Genomic DNA, 11456 nt, shown 5'->3' with positions numbered 1-11456 from the left:
CGTGGGCTGCGCTCAGGGCGAACGAAGCCCGCCCACCCAGCACACACGGGCCTTGCGCCTCTAGACTCAAAGTAGGTATTCACGCCCAGGCATCCGCCGGGCACCCGTGGCCCCCGCGCCACCGATCCAAGGAGGCACCGTGGAAGTTCGCATCGGCATCAAGGATTCCCCCCGTGAGCTCACCTTTGAGACCACCTCTACCGCGAGCGAAGTACGTACGCTCGTCGAAGAAGCCCTCACCTCAGGTGCTGCGCTCGTCTCGCTGACCGATGTGAAGGGAAACCAGTTTCTCGTAGCAACGGGCTCCATCAGCTTCGTTGAGCTCGGCGGCGAAGCCACTCGCAAGGTGGGCTTCATCAGCTAGGTTTCGTGTCGTCGCACCCGTTTGGGCAGCGGCGATGCACCTCAGGGGAGGTTGTTGGCGCGTGCGCCGGCAGCCTCCCCTGCTGCGTTACGGGGCTTAGCCATAACCAGCTACGGGGTGGTGGTTCTGTTGTGGCGCCCGGTCGCACTATCCTGAACCGATGACTGAGAATCTTGCCGAGGCCGCGCAGCCGTCGGGCGAACGATGGAACTGGGTCTGGATCGACCTTGAAGAGCGCACGTCTGAGTTTGGGCCCGGGTATGCCACCCGCGCCGAGGCGATTCGGGCGACGCGCTCTGCGGTGCAAGATATTGCCGCCGACTTTCCTGATTTTCGCCCGGCAGCGCTGGCCTGGATCAGGGGCGAGATCGCAGAGAACACCGTCATCGGTGGGCCCCACGGCTACGCGCTCTACCCGTTCGATGCGGCCGACGACGCGGCGCGCAAAGAAGCCGCTGAGTGGTGCCTCGTGCGCCTCGCAGATCTCGCCGAGATCGAACTGCCCAAGCGCTAACGCGCACAGCAGACGGGAGACACGCGCCCATTCAGCGCGTGCCTCCCGTCTGAGCGTTAGTACGAGGTGAGGTCGTCGCGCAGCTCTTCGCGTACCGCGTCGAGCAGGCGATCGGCGACCTGGCGTTTGCTGCCCGCGGTGCGGGTCACCACGTGGCCATCGGCGTCGAGCACGAGCAGCTCGTTCTCGCCCGATTCAAACCCGGTCTCCCAGCCCACCGCGTTGACGGCGAGCAGATCGACGCCCTTGCGCGCGAGCTTGCGCAGCCCGCGCTCAAGCAGCTCGTCTTCGCTCTCCACGGTTTCTGCGGCGAACCCGACGATGATCTGGTCGGCGATGCGGTCGCGCACGAGCCCCACCAAAATGTCGGGGTTCTCCACGAGGGTGAGAGTGGGCGCCTGCCCCGGAGCATCTTCCTTGCGAATCTTATGATCTGCGGGGGCCGCAATGCGGTAATCGGCGACGGCCGCGGCCATCACGATCGCACGCGCCCCTGCCGCAGCGGCCCGCGCGGCCTCTTCGAGCTCGGCCGCGGTGCCCACGGGCACGATGCGCACGCCCGCCAGTTCGCGCACGCCCGCCAGCACTGACTCATCGATGTTGGCGGCGAGCAGCACCACTTTGGCGCCGCGCAGCGCTGCCGCCGCGGCGACGGCTGCGCCCTGCCGCCCGCTCGACCGATTGCCGAGATAGCGCACGGGGTCGATGGGCTCGCGCGTCCCACCCGCGGTGACGAGCATGCGCAGCCCCGCAAGATCTTGCTCGGGCGCGGGCTCGTGCGGGTCACGCGCGAACCAGGGAGCCTGCGCGGCGACGGCCGGGGCCGCGTGCGCCGGGGCGGCCACGGGCGCAGGCGCCTCTACGGCCGGCGTGGACACGACCTGGGTGGCCGCGGGCTCTGCGGGCACGGCAGGCTGGGGATCCGGATCAATCCCCTCGCCCGCGATCTGCGCGAGCAGCGCGGTGGCGGCATCGAAGATCGCGTCGGGCTCGCTCATGCGGCCCTGGCCCGAATCGTTGCCGGTGAGGCGCCCGTCTTCGGGGCCGACGAGGCGCACGCCGCGCGAACGCAGAATGGCTATGTTGTCTTGGGTGGCGGGGTGCTGCCACATTTCGGTGTGCATCGCGGGGGCGATGAGCACCGGGGCGCGGGTCGCCAGCAGGGTCGTGCCGAGCAGATCATCGGCGAGCCCCGCCGTCATGCGCGCGATCGAATTTGCGGTCGCGGGCGCGACAATGATGAGATCGGCGCGCTGGCCGAGGGCGACGTGGCGCACCTCAGGCACGTCTTCGTGCACCGACGTGGTGACGGGGTGACGACTAATGGCCTCCCACGTCGGCTTCCCCACGAACTTCAGCGCGTCGTCGGTCGGCACCACATGCACGTCATGGCCTGCCTCGACGAGCAGTCGCGCGAGCAGCACAGCCTTGTATGCGGCAATGCCGCCGGTCACTCCCAATACGATGTTCACGGTTTCATCTTCGCACTATTTGTCGCCGAAATGGCCGAGGCGACGCCGAAGAAGCCGCGTGTACCCGCCGAACTTAGACGCGTTCGAGCAGCAGCATGGCCTCGAGGTGCGCGGTGTGCGGAAACATGTCGAACACGCGCGCCCGGCGCACCGTGAACCCCGGCATGGCCGCGAGGTCGCGGGCGAGCGACTCGGGGTTGCAGCTCGAGTAGATGACGTGGTTGATCTGCGACTGTTCGAGCCAGCCAGCAAGATCGGCGCCGATCCCCCGCCTCGGCGGGTTCACAATCACCATTTCGGGGGCCTCGCTCGCGCTCGATCCGAGCGCGAATGCCGTCGCGTCTGCCGCGATGAAGCGGGCATCGATCGCGGCGTCGCGCGCACTGCGCTGCGCCGAAGCGACCGCGGCCTCGCTGATCTCCACGCCCGTGACGACGGGGCCGACGGCGGCGGTACCCGAAGGCACGGGGGCGTGCTGGGATGCTGATCCGGATCCGGAATCGCCAGAGAGATCGCTCGCGCCCTGGCCCGCGGGCGCGCAGTGCAGCGCGAACCCGCCGACGCCGCAGTAGAGATCCCACAGCGAGGCGGGCTGCACCTCGGCCACCCACTCGGCCGCCTGCGCGTAGAGCGCGCGGGCGACGGGGGTGTTGGTTTGGAAGAAACTGCGCGGCAGCAGGTGCAGCGAGATGTTGCCCAGCTGCATCGTGAGCGACGAGCCGATGAGCGCGCGCTCCTCATCGCCCTCGAGCACGGCCTTGTGTTCGGGCAGCAGGTTCACCGATGCGGCCTCGACGTTGGGCACGAGATCGGTGAGGCGCTGCGTGAGCTTCGCGAGCCGGTCGGCGGCGTGCGCGGTTCGCACCACGAACCGCAGCATCAGCTGCCCCGTGGGTGACGACGTGACGTGCACAAACTTCAGTTCGCCGCGGCGCCCGGGCACGTCATAGGGCGCGAGCCCCGACTCCTCAAGCAGCCGCGCGATCGCGGGAATCGCGGCGTGGATCTCGGGCGATTGGATCAGGCACTCGCGCAGATCAACGCCGTGGCCGTCGGGCCCCAAGATGCCGAGCGTGACGTGCCCGGCCTCCCCGCCCACCACGAGCTTGGCCTTGTTGCGAAACCCGCGCACGCCGCCAGCGACGCTCTCGAGCCAGGCCTCAGCCGCGACGCCGGGCAACAGCGCCCGGCAACGATCCTCTTTCGCCCGCAGTTGCTGGGCGTAGGGGGTCTCGATCAGCGCGCACGATCGGCACGCGCCTGCATCGAAATAGGCGCAGTCGGGTGCGGGGGCCGCAAGCGGGGTCTGGTCGGGGTGAAAAGTGGGCAGGGGAAGCGGTTGAGGCATAAAACTTGAGGCTTAGGCGGTGAGCCCAAGACCATCCATGCGGCGAATGTGGTCGGCGATGAGCTCGGTGAAGACGGGCTCCACCTCGGTCGCGTCGAACTCGCGGGTCTCGCTCAGCGCGAGCACGGCACGCGACACGAGCAGCGTGTCGCCCACGAGGCGGCGGCCCCACAGTGCCAGCCAGCTGCCCAGCGCGTCGTCGGCAGCGAGCTCGCCCTCGAGCAGCTCCTTCACCTCGCCGCGCCCCGTTTCGCTCTGCAAAATCGAGATCGCTTCTGAGCGGAACCCGTCTTTCAGTCCCTGCGCAAGGGTCGCGAAGAAGTCGTCGAACAGCCCGCCCACGAGGTACAGCGACAGCACGTGCTGGTGCCAGTCGCCCGTCTCAATGCGCTCAACATACGCATCGATGACGCGCGCGTACGGTGCCATCAACGTGTGCGGTTCATGCCCGCGATCACGCATTTCTTGGGTGAGGCGCTGATGTTTTGCCAGCGTTTGGCCCGCCACGTGGGCGAGCACATTCTTCGCCTGCAGCGTCGCTGCGCCCGACACCGCACGGGTGGCTGCCTCATACAGTTCGAGCTGCAGATAGGCGGTCATGCCCAAAAATGGCAGGATCCCGGGGGCGAACTCAGCAAGTTCTACGCGCTCGGCATCGCCGCCTGCGCCTCGAGAGCGCAGCTTGCGGGCGGGGGTTGCTTGCCTACGCAGGCCACGGATCCATTCAAACACCCCGCCAGTTTAGCGCCGGATGTACAAACCGCTGGAATAGACTGGCCGCGTACGTATTTTCACCGCGGGCGCCGCAGGAGCCCCGCAGCTGCGCCTTGAGTATTGCGTGCGCAGCACCGCACACTGACAAGGACGCACACGTGACGACTTTTCTTGAGCTTGGCGTTGACCAAGACATGGTTGACCAGCTGGCCGCCAAGGGCATCGTAGAAGCCTTCCCCATTCAAGAGCAGACCATTCCGCTGGCGCTCTCGGGCCAAGACATCATCGGCCAGGCAAAGACCGGCACCGGCAAGACCTTCGGTTTTGGTCTGCCGCTGCTGCAGCGCATCGGCGCAACCCCCGAGCCCGGTGTGCAGGCACTTGTCGTCGTGCCCACCCGTGAGCTCGCCGTGCAGGTGTACGAAGACCTCGCCCTCGCGGCCGTCGGTCGCCCCGCGACCGTTGTGCCGATCTACGGCGGCAAGGCCTACGAGGGCCAGATTGAGCAGCTGAAGGCCGGCGCTCAGATCGTGGTGGGCACCCCCGGGCGCCTGCTCGACCTCGCCAGCCAGCGTCTGCTCGACCTCTCAAACGTGCGCGAAATGGTGCTCGATGAGGCCGACAAGATGCTCGACCTCGGCTTCCTCCCCGACATTGAGAAGCTGTTCTCGCGCATCCCCGAGATTCGCCACACGATGCTGTTCTCAGCCACGATGCCCGGCACGATCGTGACGCTCGCGCGTCGCTTCATGTCGAACCCCGTGCACATTCGCGCCACCGACCCCGATGAGGGGCTCGCGCAGGCCAACATCGAGCACATCATCTACCGCGCGCACTCGCTCGACAAAGATGAGGTCATCGGCCGCATTCTGCAGGCTGAAGGCCGCGGCAAGACGGTCGTGTTCATGCGCACCAAGCGCGCAGCCGCCAAGCTGCAGGAAGAGCTCAACGACCGCGGCTTCAGCACCGCCGGCGTGCACGGTGACCTGAACCAAGAGCAGCGCGAGCGGGCCATGGCCGAGTTCAAGTCGGGTAAGAAGGAAATCCTCATCGCCACCGATGTCGCCGCCCGCGGTATCGACGTTGACGATGTCACCCACGTCATCAACCACACGGTGCCCGACGATGAGAAGACCTACCTGCACCGTGTGGGCCGTACCGGCCGCGCTGGCCGCACCGGCATTGCCGTCACGTTTGTTGACTGGGAAGACATGCACAAGTGGGCGCTGATCAACAAGGCGCTCGAGTTCGGTGTGCCCGAGCCCGTCGAGACGTACTCGTCATCGCCCCACCTGTTCGCCGATCTGAACATTCCCGAGGGGTCGAAGGGCCGGTTGAAGGCCACCCCCATCAAGGAGCACACCCCGCCCCGCCGTGCCGGCGAGCGCACGGGTGGGCGCAGCGAAGGTGGCCGCAGCGGCAACCGTTCGGGCGCACGCTCGGGCGGCCGTTCAGACAGCCGTTCAGACAGCCCCCGCACTTCAGATCAGGCAGCTGCCGCACCCGCCGAGGGCGAGCAGGCCACGGCTGAGGCCGGCGAGGGTCGCAGCCGCACCCGTCGCCGCACCCGCAGCGCGAACCCCCAGGGCCGTGGTCGCCACGAGTCACACGGTCACGAGCAGCACGGCCACGACGCTGACGGCGGCGGCGAGCCCGGTGCTCCCCTGTTCCGCGGCGAGAAGTCAGAGCGCACCGCTGAAGACGGCACGGTTGCCCCGCGCCGTCGCCGCACGCGTCGCCGCAGCAGCGGTGAGGGCGGTCAGAGCACCGAGTCGACCGCTGCAGCTGAGTCGACCGGCTCAGCTGCCGCAGCAGAGTAGTCGCTGCTGTACCGGGTAGTACTGCCCGAAAGCACAATGCCACGCCCTGTTTGGGGCGTGGCATTGTGCGTGGTGCTGATCGCATTCAGGATCAGTGCGGGTTCGAGACCAGCTGTCGAATTTGCTCAACGAGTGCGGCCGGTGAGCGTTTCTCTCCGAGCTTATTGGGCTTGCCCGCGCCGTGATAGTCACTCGATCCCGTCACTTGGAGCCCCAGATCATGTGCTGCGGCGCGCAGCGGCGGCAGCCAATCTTCCCGGTTCTCGGGGTGTTCGAGTTCGATGCCCCACATGCCATGCGCCGCTAGCTCGGTAACGTCTGCCACGCTAATCGCGGCGCGCTGCCGAAACGCCGCGGGGTGCGCGAGCACGGCCACGCCGCCCGCTGAGCGCACCAGCGAGATCGCCTCAAGCGTATTGATGGCGAGGGTGCCGAGGTAATAGGGAGAGCCCGGGTGCAGCACCTCAGCGAACACCACTGAGCGGTCAGCAAAGTAGCCCTTGGCGACCAGCGCATCAGCGATGTGCGGGCGCCCCACGGTGCGGGCATCGCCCTCACCTACGACGTCGTCGAGCGTGATGGCAAAATCGGCTGAGACGCGGCGCACCATTTCACGCACCCGTTCGAGCCGGGCTTCACGCACGCGTGCCAGCGCGGCAAACAGTTCACCGTGGCCCGGCGTGATGCCGTACCCGAGGAGGTGGCGCGAGCGGTCATTGTGCTTGGTGGTGATCTCGATGCCCGGTAGAAAGGACACCCCGACGCGCTCGGCCGCGGCGCGCGCTTCATCCCAGCCATCGATCGTGTCGTGGTCGGTCAGCGCGAAACCCTGCAGCCCCACTTCGGCGGCTTCTACGGCGATTTCAGCCGGGGTGGTCGTGCCGTCTGAGCAGACGGAGTGCGTGTGCAGATCGAAGCCTGGGCCGATCAAGGAGGTCGCCATCCCGCCATTCTATGTGTCGCTCAGTCGCGAGTGAGACAATGGCAGGTATGACTGAGAGCGCGCAGTCCACCCATGAGGTGGAGATTGATAACAGTAACCGCAGCACGACGCCCGACACCGATGTATTTACCTCGTATATCAGCGCGCACTGGGCCGACCGCCCCGAGATCATGCCCGAGCTCGTTGCGGCCGCTCCATTTGCCGCGCAGCGCCGCGCAGCGCTCGGCGCACAGTTCCCAGGTGTTCGCCTGGTCATCGCCGCGGGCTCGATGAAGCAGCGCTCCAACGACACGTTCTACGAGTACCGCGCGCACAGCGCGTTCGCGCACCTCACCGGCTGGGGTTCAGACTCTGAGCCCGGTGCGGTGCTCGTGCTCGACCCCGCGGGTGACGCGGCGCATGAGGCGACCCTCTACTTCCGTGAGCGCGCGGGCCGCGACAGCAATGAGTTCTTCGCGAACCCCGAGATTGGTGAGTTTTGGATCGGCGCACGCCCGTCGCTCGCCCAGACCGCCGCGGCGCTGGGTATTCGCACCGCTCCCCTGGCCGACTTCGTGGCGGGCGACTCCGACCTCACGCTCGACGACGCCGATTTTGCCCGTGCGGCCTCTGAGCTGCGTTTGGTGAAGGACTCCTACGAGATCGCCGAGATGCAGGCTGCGGTGGATGCCACCGCGACCGGTTTCAACGAGGTGCTTGCGGCGCTGCCGCAGGCCAGCGCGCACCCGCGCGGTGAGCGCATCGTGGAGGGCGTCTTTAACCAGCGCGCCCGCCTCGACGGCAACACCGTGGGGTACGAAACGATCGCGGCATCGGGCCCGCACGCCTGCACCCTGCACTGGATCACCAACAACGGCCCCGTCAATGAGGGCGACCTGTTGCTGCTCGACGCGGGTATCGAGCTCGACAGCCTCTACACGGCCGACATCACGCGCACCGTTCCGATCTCGGGCACGTTTACCGAGGTGCAGCGCCGCGTCTACGAGGCTGTGCTCGAGGCTGCCGACGCCGCCCGCGCCATCGTGCGCCCGGGCATTCGCTTCGGTGACGTGCACGACACCGCCATGGCGGTCATCGAGCGCAAGACCCGCGAGTGGGGCTTCCTGCCCGAAGATGACGGCACGGCGTACTACCGCCGCTACATGGTGCACGGCACGAGCCACCACCTCGGCATGGACGTGCACGACTGCGCGCAGGCACGTCGCGACATGTATCTCGACGGCAAGCTCGAAGAGGGCATGGTGTTCACGATTGAGCCCGGCCTGTATTTCCAGCCCGATGACCTCACCGTTCCCGCAGAGTACCGCGGCATCGGTGTGCGCATCGAGGATGACATCGTGGTAATCGCTGATGGCTGCGTCAACCTGTCTGCGAACATTCCGCGCGCGGCCGATGACGTTGAGGCGTGGGTGCAGCAGGCGCGCGGCTAACGCGCCACGCTTCGTCTGCTCCCCCGGTGTCTTGATGAGTTCCGCTCAGCCGCATCTGCCCACGCTCCCGCCCCCGCGGGTGCCTGCGGCGCGCCCGGTGACCCCGTGGGGGCGCGTGCGCAGTGTGGGTGCGGTGGCGGCGGTGACCGTTTTTCTCGGCACCGCCGCCCTGGCACCGTTCTCAATGGCCGATGCGTTTGCGCTCGACGGCCCACCACCCCAGCCCGCGCGCAAGACACAGTTTTTCAACGCAGCGGACTCGTCGAGTGCGCTGTTGAGCACCAGCGTGGAGGGCGTGGAGATTGCGGCCGCGCCAGCGAAGAAAGCCACGGGCGCGCAGGCTGCCCTGTACTCGCTCGAGGAGTTCATGTTTAGCGGGGTGGTGAACTGGGGCGGCTACCGGTTCACGTTCTACAGCGAAAAGGTGCTGCCGGGCCCGGGGCTTGCGATTCCCGGCCGCCATCTCAACCCGGGCGGCTATGTCAGCGACGAGGATGGCTTCGTCGTGCTCGCGAGCGATCACCCCAAGGGCACCGTCTTTGAGACCCCATTCGGGTACCCCGGCAAGATTTACGACCGGGGCACCTTTGGTAACCACCTCGACGTCTACATTCGCTAACGTCGAGGTGGCGTAAGCGCTACTCGAAGACAGCGTCGCCGTCGAGGTACACCCAGCGCCCCGCTTTGTCGCGCACGAATCGGCTGCGCTCGCGCTGTTCGAAGCGCCCATCGGGGCCGCGCCCAATCGCCGCGAAGGTAACGAAGCCCTCTTGGTCGAACGGGCTGCCGGCTTCCACGTGTTCGATGAGCAGGCGCCGCCACACGACTTCGGGGTCAAGCTCGAGGTCATCGGGCCTCGTGCTCGCATGCCAGCTGCGCTCGAGGTAAGGCACGAGCCCCAGCGCGAACGCCGCATACCGCGAACGCATCAGGCGTTCAGCGGTGGGCGCGGCCTCCCCCGCGTGCAGCGGTGCACAGCATGCACCGTAGGTGTCGCCGCGCCCGCACGGGCACTTCTGGGCGAGGTCGAGCGCCGTGTCGAGCGCCGTGTCGAGCGCCGGATCAGGCGACTGCTCACGCATGGCGACCACCCGTCATACCGCCCCGCAGTGACTGCTGCAGGGTGTCGAGTCGCACGCCGCCAAGCGCCAGAGCGTTGCGGTGGAAATCACGAATGTCGAATGCCGCACCCCGTGCGGTCGCCTGCGCGTGTGCTTCGTCGCGCAGCCGCTCCCAGATGCGCTGCCCGATCTTGTAGGAGGGCGCCTGACCAGCCCAACCGAGGTAGCGCAGCACCTCGAATCGCACAAAGCCGGGCTCCATGTTGACGTGCTGCCCCATGAACTCAAACGCGTAATCGCCCGTCCACACCCCTGCCCCGTCGGGGCGCTGCTTACCGAGGTGCACACCAATGTCGAGTACAACGCGTGCCGCACGCATGCGCTGGCCGTCGAGCATACCCAAGCGATCGGCGGGATCATCGAGGTAGCCCAGCTGCTCCATCAGGCGTTCGGCGTACAGCGCCCAGCCTTCGGCGTGACCTGAGGTGCCGGCGAGCTGTCTGCGCCACTCGTTCAGGGTGCCGCGGTTGACCACGGCCTGACCGATCTGCAGGTGGTGGCCGGGCACTCCCTCGTGGAACACGGTCGTGAGTTCGCGCCAGGTGTCAAACGTGGTGACGCCCTCGGGCACCGACCACCACATGCGGCCGGGGCGCGAGAAATCGTCGCTCGGGCCCGTGTAATAGATGCCGCCTTCGTCATTGGGGGCGATCATGCACTCGAGCGCGCGAATCTCCTCGGGAATATCGAACTGCGTGGCCCCGAGCTCGGCGACCGCGCGGTCGCTCGTTTCCTGCATCCATCGCTGCAGCTCGGCGGTGCCGTGCAGTTTGCGTGATTCGTCGCGGTCGAGCTTCGCGATTGCCTCAGCCACGATGCCCGGCCGGGGCGATCCGCCAACAATTTCTGCGGCGATACGCTCTTGCTCATCGACCATGCGGGCGAGTTCTTCAATCCCCCACTCATACGTTTCGTCGAGATCGACGCGGGCGCCCAGAAATGCTTCTGAGGCCAGCTCATAGCGGTCTCGGCCAAACGCGTCGGCGGCGGGGGCGTGCGGGGCGATCTCGCGTTCAAGGAACCCCGCGAAGTCACTGTATGCGTCAGAAGCCCGCGCTGCGGCCTGCGCAATTTCGCGCTGCAGCGCGGGGGCCACGAGGTCGCCCTCGGCGGCCTGCGCGCGCAGTGACGCGGCGAACGCGGGGGCTTCGGCGGTGCCAGCAGCGCGGCGCACCTGGGCGGCGACCTCGCTGACCTGCCTGATAGCCGGCACGAGTCCCTGCGCTGCGCCCTGGGCGAGTGAGCGCTGATATCCCGATACCGCGGCGGGCACGGCCCGCAGTCGCTCGGCGATGCGCTCCCAATCGGCGGTGGAGTCGGTGGCCATCAGGTCGAACACGTCGCGCATGTCTTGCATGGGCGAGGCGATCACGTTGAGATTGCGCAGGTGTTCGCCCGCGTCGTGCTGCGCGAGTGACAGTGTGAGCTCGGCGGCGAGATCAGCCTGGGTGACCGCATCAACCGCGTCCACCGCCGTGGCCGACGCCAGCTGCTGCATCACCCGTCGTTCGGCCTCGGCAGCGGCCTCAGCGCCCTCGGGCGAGTAGTCAGGCAGGGCGCTGCTCACCCGCCCAATGTAAGTGCCGGTGGTGGGGTCAAATTCCACCAGGGTGTCGACCCAGTCCTCAGCGATGCGGTCAATGGGCGTGGGAGTGCGTGCGGCGTCCATACTTCGATCCTAGGGCCGATCGCGTGGTGACCGGAGTTGCATCAGCACACAACCAGCTAGG

The 11456-nt window shown here is 67.3% G+C and carries 11 protein-coding genes; 5 read left to right on the top strand and 6 right to left on the bottom strand.

Annotated elements, in window-relative coordinates:
- The first annotated feature begins 139 nt into the window (after nt 1–139).
- Both JOF28_RS00220 and JOF28_RS00215 read left to right on the top strand, forming a co-directional pair.
- Nucleotides 140–364, top strand: a complete 225-nt coding sequence (locus tag JOF28_RS00220) for a DUF3107 domain-containing protein (RefSeq protein WP_209703939.1) — start codon at nt 140–142, stop codon at nt 362–364.
- 160 nt (nt 365–524) lie between these two features.
- Nucleotides 525–878: a hypothetical protein gene (locus tag JOF28_RS00215; protein ID WP_209703938.1), complete on the top strand. Its 354-nt coding sequence runs from the start codon at nt 525–527 to the stop codon at nt 876–878.
- A 56-nt stretch (nt 879–934) separates the two neighbouring features.
- Here JOF28_RS00215 and JOF28_RS00210 read toward each other — a convergent pair whose 3' ends face one another.
- The 3 genes from JOF28_RS00210 to JOF28_RS00200 form a co-directional block, all read right to left on the bottom strand.
- Nucleotides 935–2350: a bifunctional phosphopantothenoylcysteine decarboxylase/phosphopantothenate synthase gene (locus JOF28_RS00210; protein ID WP_209703937.1), complete on the bottom strand. Its 1416-nt coding sequence runs from the start codon at nt 2348–2350 to the stop codon at nt 935–937.
- Nucleotides 2351–2423: 73 nt separating this feature from the next.
- The gene (locus JOF28_RS00205) at nt 2424–3698 is read right to left on the bottom strand and encodes a methyltransferase domain-containing protein (RefSeq protein WP_209703936.1); all 1275 of its coding nucleotides are present in this window, start codon (nt 3696–3698) and stop codon (nt 2424–2426) included.
- 12 nt (nt 3699–3710) lie between these two features.
- Nucleotides 3711–4430: a ferritin-like fold-containing protein gene (locus JOF28_RS00200; RefSeq protein ID WP_209703935.1), complete on the bottom strand. Its 720-nt coding sequence runs from the start codon at nt 4428–4430 to the stop codon at nt 3711–3713.
- Nucleotides 4431–4570: 140 nt separating this feature from the next.
- Here JOF28_RS00200 and JOF28_RS00195 point away from each other — a divergent pair, with 140 nt between their 5' ends.
- Nucleotides 4571–6232, top strand: coding sequence for a DEAD/DEAH box helicase (locus JOF28_RS00195; protein WP_209703934.1), 1662 nt, complete (start codon nt 4571–4573; stop codon nt 6230–6232).
- 91 nt (nt 6233–6323) lie between these two features.
- Here JOF28_RS00195 and JOF28_RS00190 read toward each other — a convergent pair whose 3' ends face one another.
- Nucleotides 6324–7175, bottom strand: coding sequence for a PHP domain-containing protein (locus tag JOF28_RS00190; protein WP_209703933.1), 852 nt, complete (start codon nt 7173–7175; stop codon nt 6324–6326).
- 47 nt (nt 7176–7222) lie between these two features.
- Here JOF28_RS00190 and JOF28_RS00185 point away from each other — a divergent pair, with 47 nt between their 5' ends.
- Nucleotides 7223–8605, top strand: a complete 1383-nt coding sequence (locus JOF28_RS00185) for an aminopeptidase P family protein (protein WP_209703932.1) — start codon at nt 7223–7225, stop codon at nt 8603–8605.
- A gap of 34 nt (nt 8606–8639) precedes the next feature.
- A complete protein-coding gene (locus tag JOF28_RS00180) occupies nt 8640–9224 on the top strand; it encodes a hypothetical protein (protein ID WP_209703931.1) in 585 nt (194 codons plus the stop codon).
- A 19-nt stretch (nt 9225–9243) separates the two neighbouring features.
- On the opposite strand, the gene JOF28_RS00175 is transcribed toward JOF28_RS00180, so the two are convergent.
- On the bottom strand, nt 9244–9687 hold the full coding sequence (locus tag JOF28_RS00175; protein ID WP_209703930.1) for a YchJ family protein: 444 nt from the start codon (nt 9685–9687) through the stop codon (nt 9244–9246).
- The gene (locus JOF28_RS00170; RefSeq protein WP_209703929.1) at nt 9680–11395 is read right to left on the bottom strand and encodes a DUF885 domain-containing protein; all 1716 of its coding nucleotides are present in this window, start codon (nt 11393–11395) and stop codon (nt 9680–9682) included. Before JOF28_RS00170 ends, JOF28_RS00175 begins: the two co-directional genes overlap by 8 nt.
- Nucleotides 11396–11456: the final 61 nt, after the last annotated feature.

Origin of the sequence: Leucobacter exalbidus (genome assembly GCF_017834145.1) — a bacterium.
In the GTDB taxonomy this organism is placed as follows: domain Bacteria; phylum Actinomycetota; class Actinomycetes; order Actinomycetales; family Microbacteriaceae; genus Leucobacter; species Leucobacter exalbidus.
Note: the sequence above shows the minus strand (reverse complement) of the source record. Positions and strands in the feature narration are given on the sequence as shown.

What these genes read in the sequence shown, in the direction of transcription:
- JOF28_RS00215 (WP_209703938.1), top strand. Translation starts at nt 525, where the DNA reads ATGACTGAGAATCTTGCCGAGGCCGCGCAGCCGTCGGGCGAACGATGG.
- JOF28_RS00205 (WP_209703936.1), bottom strand. Translation starts at nt 3,698, where the DNA reads ATGCCTCAACCGCTTCCCCTGCCCACTTTTCACCCCGACCAGACCCCG.
- JOF28_RS00190 (WP_209703933.1), bottom strand. Translation starts at nt 7,175, where the DNA reads ATGGCGACCTCCTTGATCGGCCCAGGCTTCGATCTGCACACGCACTCC.
- JOF28_RS00185 (WP_209703932.1), top strand. Translation starts at nt 7,223, where the DNA reads ATGACTGAGAGCGCGCAGTCCACCCATGAGGTGGAGATTGATAACAGT.
- JOF28_RS00180 (WP_209703931.1), top strand. Translation starts at nt 8,640, where the DNA reads ATGAGTTCCGCTCAGCCGCATCTGCCCACGCTCCCGCCCCCGCGGGTG.
- JOF28_RS00175 (WP_209703930.1), bottom strand. Translation starts at nt 9,687, where the DNA reads ATGCGTGAGCAGTCGCCTGATCCGGCGCTCGACACGGCGCTCGACACG.
- JOF28_RS00170 (WP_209703929.1), bottom strand. Translation starts at nt 11,395, where the DNA reads ATGGACGCCGCACGCACTCCCACGCCCATTGACCGCATCGCTGAGGAC.